The sequence below is a fragment of the Bacillus sp. FJAT-14266 genome, assembly GCF_001719225.1.
Taxonomy (GTDB): domain Bacteria; phylum Bacillota; class Bacilli; order Bacillales; family Bacillaceae; genus Bacillus; species Bacillus subtilis.
The window spans coordinates 150,001-168,433 of record NZ_CP017072.1 but is presented as its reverse complement, the minus strand read 5'-3'; the positions used below and the strand labels follow the sequence as shown (position 1 = coordinate 168,433).

The 18,433-nt window shown below is 43.5% G+C and carries 16 protein-coding genes, 3 tRNA genes, 3 rRNA genes, 1 other RNA gene and 1 other annotated feature (1 of these 24 cut by a window edge); of the genes, 18 read left to right on the top strand and 5 right to left on the bottom strand.

Going from position 1 to position 18,433, the window contains the following annotated elements; all coding sequences use genetic code 11:
- The first annotated feature begins 55 nt into the window (after nucleotides 1-55).
- Nucleotides 56-171 (top strand): 5S ribosomal RNA (rrf, locus tag BGM23_RS01000).
- A gap of 39 nt (nucleotides 172-210) precedes the next feature.
- Here rrf and BGM23_RS00995 read toward each other — a convergent pair.
- Nucleotides 211-1,158 (bottom strand): YaaC family protein, encoded by a 948-nt coding sequence (locus BGM23_RS00995; protein WP_003226805.1) that lies wholly within the window; start codon nucleotides 1,156-1,158, stop codon nucleotides 211-213.
- Between the two features lie 120 nt (nucleotides 1,159-1,278).
- On the opposite strand from BGM23_RS00995, the gene guaB reads away from it, so the two are divergent.
- The 6 genes from guaB (at nucleotide 1,279) to BGM23_RS00965 (ending at nucleotide 7,748) form a co-directional block, all read left to right on the top strand.
- A complete protein-coding gene (gene guaB / locus BGM23_RS00990; RefSeq protein ID WP_003226803.1) occupies nucleotides 1,279-2,745 on the top strand; it encodes an IMP dehydrogenase in 1,467 nt (488 codons plus the stop codon).
- A 152-nt stretch (nucleotides 2,746-2,897) separates the two neighbouring features.
- A complete protein-coding gene (gene dacA / locus BGM23_RS00985; protein WP_015482683.1) occupies nucleotides 2,898-4,229 on the top strand; it encodes a D-alanyl-D-alanine carboxypeptidase in 1,332 nt (443 codons plus the stop codon).
- 196 nt (nucleotides 4,230-4,425) lie between these two features.
- A complete protein-coding gene (gene pdxS / locus BGM23_RS00980; protein WP_003247145.1) occupies nucleotides 4,426-5,310 on the top strand; it encodes a pyridoxal 5'-phosphate synthase lyase subunit PdxS in 885 nt (294 codons plus the stop codon).
- Between the two features lie 21 nt (nucleotides 5,311-5,331).
- Nucleotides 5,332-5,922, top strand: coding sequence for a pyridoxal 5'-phosphate synthase glutaminase subunit PdxT (gene pdxT, locus BGM23_RS00975; RefSeq protein WP_029726364.1), 591 nt, complete (start codon nucleotides 5,332-5,334; stop codon nucleotides 5,920-5,922).
- Nucleotides 5,923-5,974: 52 nt separating this feature from the next.
- Nucleotides 5,975-6,187, top strand: a binding site (T-box leader).
- Between the two features lie 56 nt (nucleotides 6,188-6,243).
- Entirely contained in the window at nucleotides 6,244-7,521 is a 1,278-nt protein-coding gene (serS, locus tag BGM23_RS00970; RefSeq protein ID WP_003247131.1) for a serine--tRNA ligase, read from the top strand.
- A 134-nt stretch (nucleotides 7,522-7,655) separates the two neighbouring features.
- Nucleotides 7,656-7,748, top strand: a tRNA-Ser gene (locus tag BGM23_RS00965).
- A 111-nt stretch (nucleotides 7,749-7,859) separates the two neighbouring features.
- Here BGM23_RS00965 and dck read toward each other — a convergent pair.
- The 4 genes from dck to BGM23_RS00945 all read right to left on the bottom strand — a co-directional run bounded on the left by dck (nucleotide 7,860) and on the right by BGM23_RS00945 (nucleotide 11,130).
- Complete coding sequence (gene dck / locus BGM23_RS00960) at nucleotides 7,860-8,513, bottom strand: deoxyadenosine/deoxycytidine kinase (protein ID WP_003226792.1); 654 nt, start codon at nucleotides 8,511-8,513, stop codon at nucleotides 7,860-7,862.
- A complete protein-coding gene (dgk, locus tag BGM23_RS00955; RefSeq protein WP_003226790.1) occupies nucleotides 8,510-9,133 on the bottom strand; it encodes a deoxyguanosine kinase in 624 nt (207 codons plus the stop codon). The genes dck and dgk overlap by 4 nt, the downstream gene beginning before the upstream one ends.
- Before the next feature lie 98 nt (nucleotides 9,134-9,231).
- Nucleotides 9,232-10,515: a glycoside hydrolase family 18 protein gene (locus tag BGM23_RS00950; RefSeq protein WP_024572658.1), complete on the bottom strand. Its 1,284-nt coding sequence runs from the start codon at nucleotides 10,513-10,515 to the stop codon at nucleotides 9,232-9,234.
- Nucleotides 10,516-10,584: 69 nt separating this feature from the next.
- Nucleotides 10,585-11,130, bottom strand: a complete 546-nt coding sequence (locus BGM23_RS00945; RefSeq protein WP_003226786.1) for a cysteine hydrolase family protein — start codon at nucleotides 11,128-11,130, stop codon at nucleotides 10,585-10,587.
- An 85-nt stretch (nucleotides 11,131-11,215) separates the two neighbouring features.
- On the opposite strand from BGM23_RS00945, the gene tadA reads away from it, so the two are divergent.
- From tadA to BGM23_RS00890, 11 genes are all read left to right on the top strand, one after another.
- Complete coding sequence (tadA, locus tag BGM23_RS00940) at nucleotides 11,216-11,701, top strand: tRNA adenosine(34) deaminase TadA (RefSeq protein WP_003226784.1); 486 nt, start codon at nucleotides 11,216-11,218, stop codon at nucleotides 11,699-11,701.
- A gap of 82 nt (nucleotides 11,702-11,783) precedes the next feature.
- An RNA gene (gene ffs / locus BGM23_RS00935) (signal recognition particle sRNA large type) lies at nucleotides 11,784-12,048 on the top strand.
- A 129-nt stretch (nucleotides 12,049-12,177) separates the two neighbouring features.
- On the top strand, nucleotides 12,178-13,869 hold the full coding sequence (gene dnaX / locus BGM23_RS00930; RefSeq protein WP_003247135.1) for a DNA polymerase III subunit gamma/tau: 1,692 nt from the start codon (nucleotides 12,178-12,180) through the stop codon (nucleotides 13,867-13,869).
- A gap of 23 nt (nucleotides 13,870-13,892) precedes the next feature.
- Nucleotides 13,893-14,216, top strand: a complete 324-nt coding sequence (locus BGM23_RS00925; protein WP_003225427.1) for a YbaB/EbfC family nucleoid-associated protein — start codon at nucleotides 13,893-13,895, stop codon at nucleotides 14,214-14,216.
- 14 nt (nucleotides 14,217-14,230) lie between these two features.
- Nucleotides 14,231-14,827 (top strand): recombination protein RecR, encoded by a 597-nt coding sequence (recR, locus tag BGM23_RS00920; protein ID WP_003225425.1) that lies wholly within the window; start codon nucleotides 14,231-14,233, stop codon nucleotides 14,825-14,827.
- A gap of 17 nt (nucleotides 14,828-14,844) precedes the next feature.
- Nucleotides 14,845-15,069 carry a YaaL family protein gene (locus BGM23_RS00915; protein ID WP_003242387.1) on the top strand — a complete coding sequence of 75 codons (225 nt, stop codon included), beginning with the start codon at nucleotides 14,845-14,847 and terminating at the stop codon, nucleotides 15,067-15,069.
- 66 nt (nucleotides 15,070-15,135) lie between these two features.
- Entirely contained in the window at nucleotides 15,136-15,399 is a 264-nt protein-coding gene (gene bofA / locus BGM23_RS00910; RefSeq protein ID WP_046664352.1) for a sigma-K factor-processing regulator BofA, read from the top strand.
- A 245-nt stretch (nucleotides 15,400-15,644) separates the two neighbouring features.
- Nucleotides 15,645-17,194: ribosomal RNA gene (locus tag BGM23_RS00905) — 16S ribosomal RNA — on the top strand.
- A gap of 102 nt (nucleotides 17,195-17,296) precedes the next feature.
- Nucleotides 17,297-17,373, top strand: a tRNA-Ile gene (locus tag BGM23_RS00900).
- 11 nt (nucleotides 17,374-17,384) lie between these two features.
- Nucleotides 17,385-17,460, top strand: a tRNA-Ala gene (locus BGM23_RS00895).
- 80 nt (nucleotides 17,461-17,540) lie between these two features.
- Nucleotides 17,541-18,433: ribosomal RNA gene (locus BGM23_RS00890) — 23S ribosomal RNA — on the top strand (it continues 2,035 nt past the right edge of the window).
- Together the 16S and 23S rRNA genes with 2 tRNA genes alongside form the textbook arrangement of a ribosomal RNA operon.

The following is an 18,433-nucleotide window of genomic DNA, read 5'->3' as shown; positions in this document are numbered from 1 at the left end:
ATTTTTGAATGATGTCACACCTGTTATCTAGTTTTGAGAGAACACTCTCAATTTGTTTGGTGGCGATAGCGAAGAGGTCACACCCGTTCCCATACCGAACACGGAAGTTAAGCTCTTCAGCGCCGATGGTAGTCGGGGGTTTCCCCCTGTGAGAGTAGGACGCCGCCAAGCAAGTTTAAACCCAGCTCATTGAGCTGGGTTTTTTGTTTGTTAAAAATGAAGAAGAAACTGTGAAGCGTATTTAGGGAATTTCTTTTCTGATACTAATAAAAACTGCTGAATTAACACGTAGTCATCACTTATATGCTGTGTTAATAACTCATACCACCATTCTGTTTCATACCTTGCAATCATCCCAACGTTGTACAAAATCAAATAATGAATTGTCATTTCGGGAAGCCTCAGAAATTGCTCCCTTTGAGAAGGGATATAATATTGGTTCTTTTCCATGTCAAACAATAAGCTGGTCGATGTCCATGGCTCTTTGTCTTGTGGTGAAATTTCGAACAGCAGCCCTTGTTCATTTTTTTTTGTGAAAGACCATTGATAATGATGGGACATGTATTCAGCAAACCTTGAATCAGACATTTTGTAATTGATTACTACTTCCTCCGGTACAAAAATTTCGTTCTTATCCTTCTCAACTTTTGTCATAAATCGTTCTTTCTGCTGAAAGTAGAAAATATCGCTAAGTTCTGGAATGGCCATTAATAATTTTTTCATGGTATACCGTTCATCTACTATATCCGATTGTCCGAATAAATGTTTCATGAAATGTACGCATAGGCCATTCCGTTGTATTTTCACTTCATCGTCGCTAAAACAATAATTTTGTTTCTTTCGTTTTCTTGTTGTTACGCCATGTGCCAGTACTGATGTATGGCTTGGATAATGAGGATCACGTGTAATTAAGCATGCTTTGATAAGCTGTGCCATTCCATAAAATAAAAGAATCGGTTTGATTTCTAAGGGAGAATATGCGGCTTGTTTATAAAACGATTCGGCATGCTTTAAGAAATAAATAAACCGTTCACTGTTTTTAAAAGAGTTTTTTTTCGCATCGTCAATACCGTTTAAGATATAAACCTTTTCTAGAAATTTCTGGGTTGATTCAACGGAGTAAAATAGCGCTAAGTCTTTCCACTCATGATATGTCATGTATATTTCTTAATCCTTTCCGTTATCTAAATATTTCAACTCTTTCCCGCTTCCTTGACATGCTCTTGGCTAGTTGATAATCTACATATAATATTTTGCCGAAAAGAGGGGGATTTACTAATGTGGGAAAGTAAATTTTCAAAAGAAGGCTTAACGTTCGACGATGTGCTGCTTGTACCAGCAAAGTCTGAGGTACTTCCGCGTGATGTGGATTTATCTGTAGAACTTACAAAAACGTTAAAGCTAAATATTCCTGTCATCAGCGCAGGTATGGACACTGTAACAGAATCAGCAATGGCAATTGCAATGGCAAGACAGGGCGGCTTGGGCATCATTCACAAAAATATGTCCATTGAACAGCAGGCTGAACAAGTTGATAAAGTAAAGCGTTCTGAGCGCGGCGTTATCACAAATCCCTTCTTTTTAACTCCTGATCACCAAGTATTTGATGCGGAGCATTTGATGGGGAAATACAGAATTTCCGGTGTTCCGATTGTAAATAACGAAGAAGACCAGAAGCTTGTTGGAATTATAACAAACCGTGACCTTCGTTTTATTTCTGACTACTCAATGAAAATCAGCGACGTCATGACGAAAGAAGAGCTAGTTACTGCATCTGTAGGAACTACTCTGGATGAAGCTGAAAAGATTTTGCAGAAACATAAAATTGAAAAGCTTCCTCTCGTAGATGACCAGAATAAATTAAAAGGTCTTATCACAATTAAAGACATTGAAAAAGTCATTGAGTTCCCGAACTCATCTAAAGACATTCACGGCCGCCTGATCGTTGGCGCGGCAGTTGGTGTAACTGGCGATACAATGACTCGCGTCAAAAAGCTTGTTGAAGCCAATGTTGATGTGATTGTTATCGATACAGCTCACGGACACTCTCAAGGCGTTTTAAACACAGTCACAAAAATCCGTGAAACGTATCCCGAATTAAACATTATTGCTGGAAACGTGGCAACAGCTGAAGCGACAAGAGCGCTTATCGAAGCTGGAGCAGACGTTGTCAAAGTTGGAATAGGGCCTGGTTCAATTTGTACTACACGTGTTGTAGCCGGCGTGGGTGTTCCGCAAATTACAGCAATTTATGATTGTGCGACTGAAGCAAGAAAACACGGCAAAACAATCATCGCCGACGGTGGGATTAAATTCTCTGGCGATATCACTAAAGCATTGGCAGCCGGCGGACATGCTGTTATGCTCGGAAGCTTGCTTGCAGGCACATCAGAAAGCCCTGGTGAAACTGAAATCTACCAAGGCAGAAGATTTAAGGTATACCGCGGCATGGGATCAGTTGCTGCAATGGAAAAAGGAAGTAAAGACCGTTACTTCCAAGAAGAAAACAAAAAATTTGTTCCTGAAGGAATTGAAGGACGCACACCTTACAAAGGACCAGTTGAAGAAACCGTTTATCAGCTAGTCGGAGGCCTTCGTTCTGGTATGGGGTATTGCGGGTCCAAAGATCTGCGTGCGCTAAGAGAAGAAGCTCAGTTCATTCGCATGACAGGCGCAGGACTTCGCGAAAGCCATCCGCATGACGTACAGATTACAAAAGAATCACCTAACTATACAATTTCATAATAAATTGTTACAAATTAAAAACATTTGACAGGGTCTCTGACTCTGTCTATTTTTTTTATACTGATTATGATAAAATTTATACTGTTGTGCATTGAAAATGTCCTTAACGGCTTAATTATAGATGAAGAAAATGAAATACGGAGGTCGTACGATTGAACATCAAGAAATGTAAACAGCTACTGATGTCATTGGTTGTGTTAACTCTAGCTGTCACGTGTCTGGCTCCAATGTCAAAAGCAAAAGCAGCCAGCGATCCAATTGATATCAATGCATCTGCTGCTATTATGATCGAAGCTTCTTCAGGTAAAATTCTTTACAGTAAAAATGCAGATAAGAGACTGCCAATTGCGAGTATGACAAAAATGATGACAGAGTATCTGTTATTGGAAGCAATTGATCAAGGTAAAGTGAAATGGGACCAAACCTATACGCCTGATGACTATGTGTATGAAATTTCCCAAGATAACAGCTTATCAAACGTTCCTCTTCGGAAAGACGGGAAATACACAGTAAAAGAATTATATCAAGCTACAGCAATTTATTCTGCAAATGCTGCTGCTATTGCGATTGCAGAAATCGTTGCCGGTTCTGAAACTAAGTTTGTTGAAAAAATGAATGCAAAAGCAAAAGAACTAGGCTTAACAGATTACAAATTTGTTAACGCAACAGGTCTTGAAAACAAAGATCTTCACGGGCATCAGCCTGAGGGGACAAGCGTAAATGAAGAAAGTGAAGTTTCTGCAAAGGATATGGCGATTCTTGCGGATCACTTGATTACTGATTACCCTGAGATACTGGAGACTTCCAGTATCGCCAAAACGAAATTCAGAGAAGGCACCGATGATGAAATGGACATGCCGAACTGGAATTTTATGCTGAAGGGGCTTGTCAGCGAGTATAAAAAAGCGACTGTAGACGGACTGAAAACAGGTTCTACTGACTCTGCGGGTTCATGCTTTACAGGAACAGCTGAACGTAACGGTATGCGTGTCATCACTGTTGTATTAAACGCAAAGGGCAACCTTCATACAGGCCGTTTCGATGAAACGAAAAAAATGTTTGATTATGCTTTCGACAATTTCTCCATGAAAGAAATTTATGCTGAAGGCGATCAAGTAAAAGGCCATAAAACAATTTCAGTTGATAAGGGTAAAGAGAAAGAAGTAGGCATTGTGACAAACAAGGCGTTCTCTCTTCCTGTCAAAAATGGTGAAGAAAAGAATTACAAAGCGAAGGTCACACTGAATAAAGACAACTTAACTGCTCCTGTGAAAAAAGGAACCAAGGTTGGGAAGCTGACTGCGGAATACACAGGTGATGAAAAGGATTACGGATTCCTTAACAGCGATCTGGCTGGCGTAGACCTTGTTACAAAAGAAAATGTAGAAAAAGCAAACTGGTTTGTTTTGACAATGCGCAGTATCGGCGGATTTTTTGCCGGAATTTGGGGAAGCATTGTTGATACGGTAACCGGCTGGTTTTAATCAATTGAAAGAGCTCTGATGGATGTTAGGGCTCTTTCGCGTAATATACTGAAAAAACCCAATTTTTAATAAAAAATGATTTTCAAAGCGCTAAAAACCGAATAAAATAGTATATATCCATATGAATTATTGGATTTCTAAGATACAATAAGAATTAGAAATCATATAACTATACCTTGATTAGGGGGACCAAGAAATGGCTCAAACAGGTACTGAACGTGTAAAACGCGGAATGGCAGAAATGCAAAAAGGCGGCGTCATCATGGACGTCATCAATGCGGAACAAGCGAAAATCGCTGAAGAAGCTGGAGCTGTCGCTGTAATGGCGCTAGAACGTGTGCCAGCAGATATTCGCGCGGCTGGAGGAGTTGCCCGTATGGCTGACCCTACAATCGTGGAAGAAGTAATGAATGCAGTATCTATCCCGGTAATGGCAAAAGCGCGTATCGGACATATTGTTGAAGCGCGTGTGCTTGAAGCTATGGGTGTTGACTATATTGATGAAAGTGAAGTTCTGACGCCGGCTGACGAAGAATTTCATTTAAATAAAAATGAATATACAGTTCCTTTTGTCTGTGGCTGCCGTGATCTTGGTGAAGCAACACGCCGTATTGCGGAAGGTGCTTCTATGCTTCGCACAAAAGGTGAGCCTGGAACAGGTAATATTGTTGAGGCTGTTCGCCATATGCGCAAAGTTAACGCTCAAGTGCGCAAAGTAGTTGCGATGAGTGAGGATGAGCTAATGACAGAAGCGAAAAACCTAGGTGCTCCTTACGAGCTTCTTCTTCAAATTAAAAAAGACGGCAAGCTTCCTGTCGTTAACTTTGCCGCTGGCGGCGTAGCAACTCCAGCTGATGCTGCTCTCATGATGCAGCTCGGTGCTGACGGAGTATTTGTTGGTTCTGGTATTTTCAAATCAGACAACCCTGCTAAATTTGCGAAAGCAATTGTGGAAGCAACAACTCACTTTACTGATTACAAATTGATCGCTGAGCTATCAAAAGAGCTTGGTACTGCAATGAAAGGGATTGAAATCTCAAACTTACTTCCAGAACAGCGTATGCAAGAACGCGGCTGGTAAGAACATAGGAGCGCTGCTGACATGTTAACAATAGGTGTACTAGGACTTCAAGGAGCAGTTAGAGAGCACATCCATGCGATTGAAGCATGCGGCGCGGCTGGTCTTGTCGTAAAACGTCCGGAGCAGCTGAACGAAGTTGACGGGTTGATTTTGCCGGGCGGTGAGAGCACAACGATGCGCCGTTTGATCGATACGTATCAATTCATGGAGCCGCTTCGTGAATTCGCTGCTCAGGGCAAACCGATGTTTGGAACATGTGCCGGATTAATTATATTAGCAAAAGAAATTGCCGGTTCAGATAATCCTCATTTAGGTCTTCTGAATGTGGTTGTAGAACGTAATTCATTTGGCCGGCAGGTTGACAGCTTTGAAGCTGATTTAACAATTAAAGGATTGGACGAGCCTTTTACAGGGGTATTCATCCGTGCTCCGCATATTTTAGAAGCTGGTGAAAATGTTGAAGTTTTATCGGAGCATAATGGTCGTATTGTAGCCGCGAAACAGGGGCAATTCCTTGGCTGCTCATTCCATCCGGAGCTGACAGAAGATCACCGAGTGACAAAGCTGTTTGTTGAAATGGTTGAGGAATACAAGCAAAAGGCACTTGTATAAAACAGTTGAAAGCTGTGGAAACTTATAGTACATTATAAGCACAAATAAAGATCGAAAAGCGTTGATAGGAACTAGTAGGGAGCCTCTCTTTCTAAGAGAGCCGATGGTTGGTGCGAATCGGTGAAAGATGCTGTCTGAATCCATCCTTGAGCGAAATGCTGAAACAAGTAGGCATTTACGGGATAACCGTTATGTTTGAAAGTGGAAAACGAGTCTTTGATTTGTTTTCAATCAGGGTGGCAACGCGAGAGCTCTCGTCCCTTTATGGGGATGAGGGCTCTTTTTATTTTCGACAAATCAATAAAAAAAGGAGTGTTTCGCATGCTTGATACGAAAATGCTGAGAGCAAATTTTCAAGAAATTAAAGCAAAGCTTGTACACAAAGGCGAAGACTTAACTGATTTTGATAAGTTTGAGGCGCTGGATGATAGACGAAGAGAGCTTATCGGCAAGGTTGAAGAGTTAAAAGGAAAACGAAATGAAGTTTCTCAGCAGGTTGCTGTGCTGAAGCGTGAGAAAAAAGACGCGGATCACATTATTAAAGAAATGCGTGAAGTCGGCGAGGAAATTAAAAAGCTCGATGAAGAATTACGGACAGTGGAAGCTGAGCTTGATACAATCCTGCTCTCAATCCCGAATATTCCGCATGAGTCTGTACCTGTCGGTGAAACAGAAGACGACAACGTAGAAGTGCGTAAATGGGGTGAAAAGCCTTCATTTGCTTATGAGCCGAAGCCGCACTGGGATATTGCGGATGAGCTGGGTATTCTGGATTTTGAACGTGCTGCCAAAGTAACAGGAAGCCGTTTCGTGTTCTATAAAGGCTTAGGTGCTCGTCTGGAGCGTGCGCTTTATAACTTTATGCTTGATCTGCATGTGGATGAGTATAACTACACTGAAGTGATCCCGCCATATATGGTAAACCGCGCAAGCATGACGGGAACGGGGCAGCTTCCTAAATTTGAAGAGGATGCATTTAAAATCAGAGAAGAAGATTATTTCTTAATTCCAACGGCGGAAGTGCCGATTACAAACATGCATCGCGATGAAATCCTTTCAGGTGACAGCCTGCCGATCAACTATGCGGCATTCAGTGCTTGCTTCCGTTCTGAAGCTGGTTCAGCAGGACGTGACACACGCGGATTAATTCGTCAGCACCAATTTAATAAAGTTGAGCTTGTAAAGTTTGTGAAGCCTGAAGATTCTTATGAAGAATTAGAGAAACTTACAAACCAAGCAGAACGGGTTCTTCAGCTGCTTGAGCTTCCATACCGTGTCATGAGCATGTGTACGGGTGACTTAGGCTTTACGGCTGCGAAAAAATACGATATCGAAGTTTGGATTCCAAGCCAAGACACATATCGAGAAATCTCTTCTTGCAGCAACTTCGAAGCGTTCCAGGCGAGACGTGCGAATATTCGTTTCAGACGTGAAGCGAAAGGCAAGCCTGAGCATGTACACACACTGAACGGTTCAGGACTGGCGGTTGGAAGAACAGTTGCTGCTATCTTAGAAAATTATCAGCAGGAAGACGGAAGCGTTGTGATTCCGAAAGTGCTTCGTCCTTATATGGGGAATAGAGAAGTAATGAAACCGTAAATTATGGAAAGGCGTGCCTGACAAGGTGCGCCTTTTTGCTTATGTAAACACGGCATTTTCATAAAAACAAAAAAAGTTTTTAAAAATGCTTGACCACACGAGAACATACGTGATATAGTAAGTCTTGTCGATACGGAGGAATACCCAAGTCCGGCTGAAGGGATCGGTCTTGAAAACCGACAGGGGTGTCAAAGCCCGCGGGGGTTCGAATCCCTCTTCCTCCGCCATATTGATTTTAATTCTAATGAAACACAAGCATATATTGGAGATTGTTTTGTCCGTTGCATTCGGTGCGGCGGATTTTTTATTTTAAAGAAAAAGTGAATCTCGACTGAGATTCACTTTTTTTGATTATCATGAATAACTGAAGCAATTTGATCTACAATATTTTCAATCGAGTTTTCGTCGTTAAGAAGATCATAATCTTCAATGCGAAGTTTTAAAACAGGGCAGGCATTAAAACCGCTTATCCAGTTCTCGTAGCGTGTATGCATTTCTTCCCAATAAGACCTGCTTGTCTGAAGCTCCATCTCACGGCCGCGTTGTTCAATCCGGTTTAAAATGTTCTCCAGATCTCCTTCTAAATAGATCAGCACATCTGGGTGTGGGAAATACGGTGTCATTACCATTGCTTCGAAAAGGCTTGTGTAAGTCTTATAATCAACCTTTGACATTGTCCCTTTATCAGCATGCATTTTTGCGAAAATTCCTGTATCTTCATAAATCGAACGATCCTGTACAAAACCTCCGCCGGCTTCAAAAATTGTTTTCTGTTCTTTGAAGCGTTCAGCTAAGAAGTAAATTTGAAGGTGAAAGCTCCAACGTTCAAAATCATGATAGAACTTTTCCAAATATGGATTATGATCGACTTCCTCCAAAGATGTTTTAAATCCAAGCCGTTTAGCTAAAGTTTTTGTTAAAGTCGATTTTCCGACACCTACTGTTCCTGCTACTGTAATAATTGAATTCTTAGGGATATGATGTTCCTTCATACGATAAGCTCCTTTACATGGGCGGCAATGCGTTCAAAGTCGCTCTTATTCAAAACGAAATCCTTTGAATCACCATCTACGGTTAACACTGTAAGTTCAGGGTCTGCTTCCTGCAGCTGCTTGATGGCGACTTCATAATCTGAAATCAGCTGCTCCAAATAGCTAGTTTCAATTTTTTTCTCAAAGGGGCGCCCGCGTTTTTCAATGCGGTGTAGCAATGTAGGCAGACTGGCCTTTATGTAAATGATGAAATTCGGCTTTGGCAGATCATCCGTTAGCAGGTGATATATCTTTTTGTATTTTTCCAGCTGATGTGGAGACAAGGTGCGTTCCGCAAAAATCACATTTTTATAAATATGATAATCAGCTATTACAGGCTGTCCCTTTTTTAAAAAGTGATCACTGGTGTCTTCAAGCTGTTTGTATCTGTGACAAAGAAAAAACATCTCGAGCTGGAAGCTCCATTCCTCTATATTGTCATAAAACTTATCAAGGTACGGGTTATCCTCTACAATCTCATTGATCATAGGGAATCCGAATTCTTGTGAGAGCATCGTTGCGAGAGTTGTTTTTCCTGCCCCGATAGGACCTTCTATTGCAATAAAAGGGGCTGTATTCATCGGAATCCTCCTTATATCTGAAAAACGTGCGTCAGTTACCGACCTTCATATTGTATCACAACCCTTGGGTGCCCCCATGAAAAAAAGACGTTTCCAAATTATCGAAACGTCTTTTTGACAACATTAAATTGATCAGACAGCAGCAGCCAGTTTTGTGGAAAGGAAAGACCCAACTTCCAATAGCTGATGCCTCTTAAATTCAGCTCTTTAATCAGATTGAATTTTGCTTGAATCGAGCGGGCATCCTCGAACCATACCTCGTGCCTTCTGTTTTCTGCATCAGTATAGCGGAAGAAAGGAGCTTGAGCGGTTTGGTCATACTGAATGGAAGCATTGTTCTGATCAGCTATGACAATTGCTTGCTGAGGGCTTACTGCTCTTGCTGGAGTTCCCCCTGCTGTATATGGCAGCGTCCAGTCATATCCATATAAATTCTGGCCCATGACAATTTTGTTCGCAGGCATTTCAGTCAAAGCATATTCTATGACATCACGGACAGGTCCAATTGGAGAAACCGCTTGAGGCGGCCCGCCGCTATAGCCCCATTCATATGTCATGAGAACAACAAAGTCGACAATTTGGCCATGTGCCCTGTAATCATGAGCTTCATACCATCTGCCCTGCTGTGTTGCACTTGTTTTAGGAGCAAGTGCCGTAGAAATTTCTAAGCCCTCTCGATGAAAAAGATCCCTTGCTTCGCGGAGAAATTGATTATAGGCCTCTCTATCCTGGGGCCGCAAATATTCAAAGTCGAAATGAATGTCACGGAAGCCATATCTCTTGGCATTCTCCACTATTTCATTTAGAAGCCTTCTTTTTACAGTTTCGTCGTTCAAAAGGATCCGGCCAAGTTCATCACTAAATGCCTGGTTTTCTAGGTTCGTTATAATCATCATCAATGTTGTATTTTGACTTTCTGTAATGCTCCTTAAATTCGTTAAAGGCGGTGCGACTAAGGTTCCGTTCCGCTGTGCCTGGAAGCTGAATGCGCCAAGGTACGTTAAGTAGGGCGACGCTTCTCTGGCCGCCTGCTGGAGATTTTCGCTGACTTGATTTCCTCGGGGCTCCAAATAAGCATTTGATTCGATGTCTCGTTTAGGAGCTGGAGGGATGTATAAACGGAAACCAATCTGAAGCACGGTATTTAACTGGATGCGGTTAACCCTTGCGAGCTCGGCTGCTGTTGTATTGAACTGCCGGGCGATGGATGTCAGGGTATCACCTCGCTTCACATCATAGAACTGGCCGGCTATTGGAATGACAATGGTTTGTCCGACAACAAGGCTGTCGGGATTCGGTATTTCATTCGTTTCAGTGATCTCACTTACGGTTGTTCTGTATTGTGAAGCGATAGCAGAAAGAGTGTCGCCTTGTTTTACCACATAAATTTGAATGAAAAACGCCTCCTTTCATATCGATATCAATGTATGAAAGAAAAGCGCTGATCATGTTTATTTTTCTGTAATTTGTTCTTCCGTCGTAATTTCTGCGAAAAGAACATTCTCCATCATAGTTAAGGCGAATTCGTTATCTTCGTCACTGTTTGACGCGATACAGTCCTTAGGAATCGTGATGCTGTATTCCCTCATATAAGCGTCATTAGCGGTAAACAGCACACATATATTGCCGGCTATACCTGTTAAGATAATATGTCTCACCTGCAACTCAGTAAGAAGGGTGTGAAGTGCAGTTTCGTAGAAAGCGGAATGTTTTGGTTTGATTAAAAAATAATCAGCATCTTCCGGGGCTATCTTTGTGATGATATCCTTGCTTCTTTCATTTGTGCATTCTTGCTGAATGTTTTTAATGTCAGCTTGCCAAAGTCCATAATGATCATTGATGTAAATAATCGGCCATTCATTTTGTCTCGCGTGCTCCTTTAATGATAAAATATGAGGAACGATTTTTTCTGTTTTTTTAGCGAGGGTTTCTCCCATATCGAATTCAAAATTATTGATCATGTCTACAATGAGAAGGGCTGTATCTGCTTTGGACAATCGACAGTCTCCTTTCCGTTTCAGTTATAGTTAATATGTAGCCTTTTTAGGCAATGAAAAAACTTTGAAAAGAGAGCTTATCCTTATGACACAAGATGAACTTTATATGAAAGAAGCAATTAAAGAAGCGAAAAAGGCTGAAGAGAAAGGTGAAGTGCCAATAGGTGCGGTGCTTGTCGTTAATGATGAAATTATAGCGCGTGCACATAATTTAAGAGAGACTGAGCAACGATCTATTGCCCATGCAGAAATGCTTGTGATTGATGAAGCGTGTAAGGCACTGGGAACATGGCGGTTGGAAGGTGCGACTCTTTATGTGACGCTTGAGCCTTGTCCAATGTGTGCTGGTGCAGTCGTACTTTCTCGAGTGGAAAAAGTGGTTTTTGGCGCATTTGATCCGAAAGGCGGCTGTTCAGGCACGCTAATGAACCTTCTCCAGGAGGAACGCTTTAATCATCAGGCTGAAGTGGTGAGCGGTGTACTTGAGGAAGAATGCGGCGGAATGCTCAGTGCGTTTTTCAGAGAACTAAGAAAAAAGAAGAAAGCTGCCAGGAAAAACTTGTCTGAATAGTACGGTTGCAATTTTTAGGGGAAACAGATATACTTAAGTGTGCATCGTAATAGATGCAACATAAAATTTGATATTTATTTTGCCGTGCTAAGCGGGGAGGTAGCGGTGCCCTGTACCTGCAATCCGCTCTAGCAGGGCCGAATCCCTTCTCGAGGTTCGTTTACTTTAAGGCCTGCCTTAAGTAAGTGGTGTTGACGTTTGGGTCCTGCGCAATGGGAATTCATGAACCATGTCAGGTCCGGAAGGAAGCAGCATTAAGTGAAACCTCTCATGTGCCGCAGGGTTGCCTGGGCCGAGCTAACTGCTTAAGTAACGCTTAGGGTAGCGAATCGACAGAAGGTGCACGGTAAATCAATCATCAAATTTTCAGACTCACCTAATATTAGGTGAGTTTTTTGTTATGTAAAAAGAGCTTTTGGAATCGAAACAAGGTTCATGTATAATGGGAATGATGAATAACGGAGGAGGGCAAACCCGTGAGTTACCAAGCTTTATATCGAGTATTCAGGCCTCAGCGCTTTGAAGATGTGGTCGGACAAGAACACATTACAAAAACGCTGCAAAATGCCCTTTTGCAAAAAAAGTTTTCTCACGCCTATCTGTTTTCCGGGCCAAGAGGAACCGGAAAAACCAGTGCAGCCAAAATATTTGCTAAGGCTGTCAACTGTGAACATGCTCCTGTTGATGAGCCATGCAACGAATGTGCGGCCTGTAAAGGGATAACAAACGGGTCAATATCCGATGTCATAGAAATTGACGCCGCTTCTAATAACGGTGTTGATGAGATTCGTGACATTCGCGATAAAGTGAAGTTTGCCCCATCGGCCGTAACATATAAGGTATATATCATAGATGAGGTGCATATGCTTTCTATCGGCGCTTTTAATGCATTACTAAAAACATTAGAAGAGCCGCCTGAGCATTGTATTTTCATATTAGCAACAACTGAACCGCACAAAATTCCTTTAACCATTATCTCTAGATGTCAGCGTTTTGACTTTAAACGAATTACCTCCCAAGCGATTGTAGGCCGCATGAATAAAATTGTTGATGCTGAACAGCTGCAAGTGGAGGAAGGATCGCTGGAAATCATCGCGAGTGCTGCAGACGGAGGGATGAGGGATGCCCTGAGCCTTCTTGATCAGGCCATATCATTCAGCGGCGATATCCTGAAAGTCGAAGATGCGCTTTTAATTACGGGTGCTGTTTCTCAATTATATATCGGGAAGCTTGCAAAATCCCTGCATGATAAAAACGTTTCTGACGCACTGGAAACATTAAATGAATTGCTTCAGCAAGGAAAAGATCCAGCTAAGCTGATAGAAGATATGATTTTCTATTTCAGGGACATGCTGCTGTACAAAACAGCCCCTGGCTTAGAGGGAGTGCTTGAGAAAGTAAAAGTCGATGAAACGTTCCGGGAACTAAGTGAACAAATTCCGGCTCAGGCCCTATATGAAATGATTGATATTCTGAACAAGAGCCATCAGGAAATGAAATGGACAAATCATCCGCGTATCTTTTTCGAAGTGGCCGTTGTGAAGATTTGCCAAACCTCACATCAATCTGCTGCTGATCTCCCGGAAGTGGATATGCTGATGAAAAAAATCCAGCAGCTCGAACAGGAAGTAGAGCGGCTCAAAACAACGGGCATAAAAGCAGCTGCGGAAAGCCCGAAAAAAGAAGCGCCGCGTGTGCCAAAGGGCGGGAAATCCAATTACAAAGCGCCAGTAGGCAGAATTCATGAGATTTTGAAGGAAGCCACAAGACCGGATCTTGATCTGCTCAGAAACAGTTGGGGCAAGCTTCTTGCTCATCTCAAACAGCAAAACAAAGTATCACATGCCGCTTTACTGAATGACAGTGAACCTGTGGCTGCCGGATCGGCGGCATTTGTTCTGAAATTCAAATATGAAATTCATTGTAAAATGGTCGCTGAGGATAACAACGGAGTCCGGACTAATCTTGAGCAGATTTTAGAATCGATGCTCGGAAAAAGAATGGATTTGATTGGCGTTCCAGAAGCACAATGGGGTAAAATAAGAGAAGAATTTTTAGAAGATCATCAGCAGGAAAATGAAGGATCAAATGAACCGGCTGAAGAAGACCCGCTTATTGCCGAAGCGAAAAAGCTTGTTGGAGCGGATTTAATTGAAATAAAAGACTAACAAAATGAAAGAGAGTGAATGCTATGCGTGGCGGAATGGGTAATATGCAAAAAATGATGAAACAAATGCAAAAAATGCAAAAGGACATGGCGAAGGCTCAAGAAGAGCTTGCAGAAAAGGTTGTTGAAGGAACTGCAGGCGGCGGTATGGTAACAGTAAAAGCAAACGGCCAAAAAGAAATCCTGGATGTTATCATCAAAGAAGAAGTCGTTGATCCTGAAGATATTGATATGCTTCAAGATTTAGTGCTTGCTGCAACGAATGAAGCTTTGAAAAAAGTTGACGAAATCACAAACGAAACAATGGGTCAATTTACAAAGGGAATGAACATGCCAGGTTTATTCTAGGGGGATAAAAGAACATGCAATATCCTGAACCAATATCAAAGCTGATTGACAGCTTTATGAAATTGCCAGGGATCGGACCGAAAACAGCGGTTCGTCTGGCTTTTTTTGTTCTAGGTATGAAAGAAGATGTAGTATTAGATTTTGCGAAAGCATTAGTAAATGCGAAACGCAACCTGACATATTGTTCAGTTTGCGGGCATATTACAGATCAGGACCCTTGCTATATATGTGAAGATACGCGCAGGGATAAGTCTGTTATCTGTGTTGTGCAAGACCCTAAGGATGTTATCGCTATGGAGAAAATGAAGGAATACAACGGACAGTATCACGTTCTTCACGGCGCTATTTCTCCAATGGACGGCATCGGACCGGAGGATATTAAAATACCAGAATTGTTAAAACGATTACAGGATGATCAAGTGACAGAAGTGATCCTCGCGACAAACCCTAATATAGAAGGGGAAGCAACGGCGATGTATATATCAAGGCTCCTCAAGCCGTCTGGTATTAAGCTCTCCCGTATTGCCCACGGACTGCCCGTCGGCGGTGACTTGGAATATGCTGACGAGGTCACTCTTTCTAAAGCACTTGAAGGAAGACGTGAATTGTAAGGAGGAAAAAGCGATCCATGGGTTTTCTTCGCAAGAAAACATTAAGAAGAGAGTTTGATGAAAAACTAACCGAGCAGCTTTTTAAGCAAAAGGAAGAGTGGAACAGGCAAAAAAAGCTGGTTGAAAAAAGCTTAGAACCGTCTGCTGAAGTGTTATACGAACTGAAAGTAGCTGAAGCGAAGTATTTTTTTTACTTAAGGGAAGCGAAGCAGCGAAATTTAAAAATCAGCCGGTGGAAGTAAGTGGTCTAAACTCCTGGATCTTCTCATAAGCTTGTACTAGAACAAGCGAAGGAGATGAGAAGATTCATGGAGCCTATTTTTATTATTGGGATTATTTTAGGACTGGTTATTCTTCTTTTTTTATCAGGTTCATCTGCGAAGCCTTTAAAGTGGATTGGCATCACAGCTGTTAAATTTGTGGCAGGTGCTTTGCTGCTGGTTTGTGTAAATATGTTTGGCGGCAGTCTTGGCATTCATGTGCCGATTAATCTGGTTACAACAGCTATCAGCGGAATTTTAGGGATACCCGGAATAGCTGCGTTAGTCGTCATTAAGCAATTTATCATTTAATTGATATTATGTATTGACTTAGACAACTGAAGGTGTTATTCTAATATACGTCGCTGATGACGAACAGCTTTTTTGAAAAGAAAATGCTAAAAAGTTGTTGACAGTAACGACGGTAAATGTTATGATAATAAAGTCGCTTAAACGAGCGGTAAACAAAGTTCTTTGAAAACTAAACAAGACAAAACGTACCTGTTAATTCAGTTTTTAAAAATCGCACAGCGATGTGCGTAGTCAGTCAAACTACTTTATCGGAGAGTTTGATCCTGGCTCAGGACGAACGCTGGCGGCGTGCCTAATACATGCAAGTCGAGCGGACAGATGGGAGCTTGCTCCCTGATGTTAGCGGCGGACGGGTGAGTAACACGTGGGTAACCTGCCTGTAAGACTGGGATAACTCCGGGAAACCGGGGCTAATACCGGATGGTTGTTTGAACCGCATGGTTCAAACATAAAAGGTGGCTTCGGCTACCACTTACAGATGGACCCGCGGCGCATTAGCTAGTTGGTGAGGTAACGGCTCACCAAGGCAACGATGCGTAGCCGACCTGAGAGGGTGATCGGCCACACTGGGACTGAGACACGGCCCAGACTCCTACGGGAGGCAGCAGTAGGGAATCTTCCGCAATGGACGAAAGTCTGACGGAGCAACGCCGCGTGAGTGATGAAGGTTTTCGGATCGTAAAGCTCTGTTGTTAGGGAAGAACAAGTACCGTTCGAATAGGGCGGTACCTTGACGGTACCTAACCAGAAAGCCACGGCTAACTACGTGCCAGCAGCCGCGGTAATACGTAGGTGGCAAGCGTTGTCCGGAATTATTGGGCGTAAAGGGCTCGCAGGCGGTTTCTTAAGTCTGATGTGAAAGCCCCCGGCTCAACCGGGGAGGGTCATTGGAAACTGGGGAACTTGAGTGCAGAAGAGGAGAGTGGAATTCCACGTGTAGCGGTGAAATGCGTAGAGATGTGGAGGAACACCAGTGGCGAAGGCGACTCTCTGGTCTGTAACTGACGCTGAGGAGCGAAAGCGTGGGGAGCGAACAGGATTAGATACCCTGGTAGTCCACGCCGTAAACGATGAGTGCTAAGTGTTAGGGGGTTTCCGCCCCTTAGTGCTGCAGCTAACGCATTAAGCACTCCGCCTGGGGAGTACGGTCGCAAGACTGAAACTCAAAGGAATTGACGGGGGCCCGCACAAGCGGTGGAGCATGTGGTTTAATTCGAAGCAACGCGAAGAACCTTACCAGGTCTTGACATCCTCTGACAATCCTAGAGATAGGACGTCCCCTTCGGGGGCAGAGTGACAGGTGGTGCATGGTTGTCGTCAGCTCGTGTCGTGAGATGTTGGGTTAAGTCCCGCAACGAGCGCAACCCTTGATCTTAGTTGCCAGCATTCAGTTGGGCACTCTAAGGTGACTGCCGGTGACAAACCGGAGGAAGGTGGGGATGACGTCAAATCATCATGCCCCTTATGACCTGGGCTACACACGTGCTACAATGGACAGAACAAAGGGCAGCGAAACCGCGAGGTTAAGCCAATCCCACAAATCTGTTCTCAGTTCGGATCGCAGTCTGCAACTCGACTGCGTGAAGCTGGAATCGCTAGTAATCGCGGATCAGCATGCCGCGGTGAATACGTTCCCGGGCCTTGTACACACCGCCCGTCACACCACGAGAGTTTGTAACACCCGAAGTCGGTGAGGTAACCTTTTAGGAGCCAGCCGCCGAAGGTGGGACAGATGATTGGGGTGAAGTCGTAACAAGGTAGCCGTATCGGAAGGTGCGGCTGGATCACCTCCTTTCTAAGGATATTATACGGAATATAAGACCTTGGGTCTTATAAACAGAACGTTCCCTGTCTTGTTTAGTTTTGAAGGAACTTTGTTCCTTGAATAAGTTAAGATGGGCCTGTAGCTCAGCTGGTTAGAGCGCACGCCTGATAAGCGTGAGGTCGGTGGTTCGAGTCCACTCAGGCCCACCATCTTATATAACGGGGCCTTAGCTCAGCTGGGAGAGCGCCTGCTTTGCACGCAGGAGGTCAGCGGTTCGATCCCGCTAGGCTCCACCAACGTGTTCTTTGAAAACTAGATAACAGTAGACATCACATTCAATAGTAATACAAGATATCACATGGTGATTCTTTTTAACGGTTAAGTTAGAAAGGGCGCACGGTGGATGCCTTGGCACTAGGAGCCGATGAAGGACGGGACGAACACCGATATGCTTCGGGGAGCTGTAAGCAAGCTTTGATCCGGAGATTTCCGAATGGGGAAACCCACCACTCGTAATGGAGTGGTATCCATATCTGAATTCATAGGATATGAGAAGGCAGACCCGGGGAACTGAAACATCTAAGTACCCGGAGGAAGAGAAAGCAAATGCGATTCCCTGAGTAGCGGCGAGCGAAACGGGATTAGCCCAAACCAAGAGGCTTGCCTCTTGGGGTTGTAGGACACTCTGTACGGAGTTACAAAGGAACGAGGTAGATGAAGAGGTCTGGAAAGGCCCGCCATAGGAGGTAACAGCCCTGTAGTCAAAACTTCGTTCTCTCCTGAGTGGATCCTGAGTACGGCGGAACACGTGAAATTCCGTCGGAATCCGGGAGGACCATCTCCCAAGGCTAAATACTCCCTAGTGACCGATAGTGAACCAGTACCGTGAGGGAAAGGTGAAAAGCACCCCGGAAGGGGAGTGAAAGAGATCCTGAAACCGTGTGCCTACAAGTAGTCAGAGCCCGTTAACGGGTGATGGCGTGCCTTTTGTAGAATGAACCGGCGAGTTACGATCCCGTGCAAGGTTAAGCAGAAGATGCGGAGCCGCAGCGAAAGCGAGTCTGAATAGGGCGCATGAGTACGTGGTCGTAGACCCGAAACCAGGTGATCTACCCATGTCCAGGGTGAAGTTCAGGTAACACTGAATGGAGGCCCGAACCCACGCACGTTGAAAAGTGCGGGGATGAGGTGTGGGTAGGGGTGAAATGCCAATCGAACCTGGAGATAGCTGGTTCTCTCCGAAATAGCTTTAGGGCTAGCCTCAAGGTA

Bases quoted from the DNA above. Each gene is read 5' to 3' on its own strand.
- dgk (WP_003226790.1), bottom strand. From the start codon at position 9,133: ATGAATACAGCCCCTTTTATTGCAATAGAAGGTCCTATCGGGGCAGGA.
- pdxS (WP_003247145.1), top strand. From the start codon at position 4,426: ATGGCTCAAACAGGTACTGAACGTGTAAAACGCGGAATGGCAGAAATG.
- recR (WP_003225425.1), top strand. From the start codon at position 14,231: ATGCAATATCCTGAACCAATATCAAAGCTGATTGACAGCTTTATGAAA.
- BGM23_RS00995 (WP_003226805.1), bottom strand. From the start codon at position 1,158: ATGACATATCATGAGTGGAAAGACTTAGCGCTATTTTACTCCGTTGAA.
- dck (WP_003226792.1), bottom strand. From the start codon at position 8,513: ATGAAGGAACATCATATCCCTAAGAATTCAATTATTACAGTAGCAGGA.
- guaB (WP_003226803.1), top strand. From the start codon at position 1,279: ATGTGGGAAAGTAAATTTTCAAAAGAAGGCTTAACGTTCGACGATGTG.
- BGM23_RS00925 (WP_003225427.1), top strand. From the start codon at position 13,893: ATGCGTGGCGGAATGGGTAATATGCAAAAAATGATGAAACAAATGCAA.
- bofA (WP_046664352.1), top strand. From the start codon at position 15,136: ATGGAGCCTATTTTTATTATTGGGATTATTTTAGGACTGGTTATTCTT.
- BGM23_RS00915 (WP_003242387.1), top strand. From the start codon at position 14,845: ATGGGTTTTCTTCGCAAGAAAACATTAAGAAGAGAGTTTGATGAAAAA.
- pdxT (WP_029726364.1), top strand. From the start codon at position 5,332: ATGTTAACAATAGGTGTACTAGGACTTCAAGGAGCAGTTAGAGAGCAC.
- serS (WP_003247131.1), top strand. From the start codon at position 6,244: ATGCTTGATACGAAAATGCTGAGAGCAAATTTTCAAGAAATTAAAGCA.
- tadA (WP_003226784.1), top strand. From the start codon at position 11,216: ATGACACAAGATGAACTTTATATGAAAGAAGCAATTAAAGAAGCGAAA.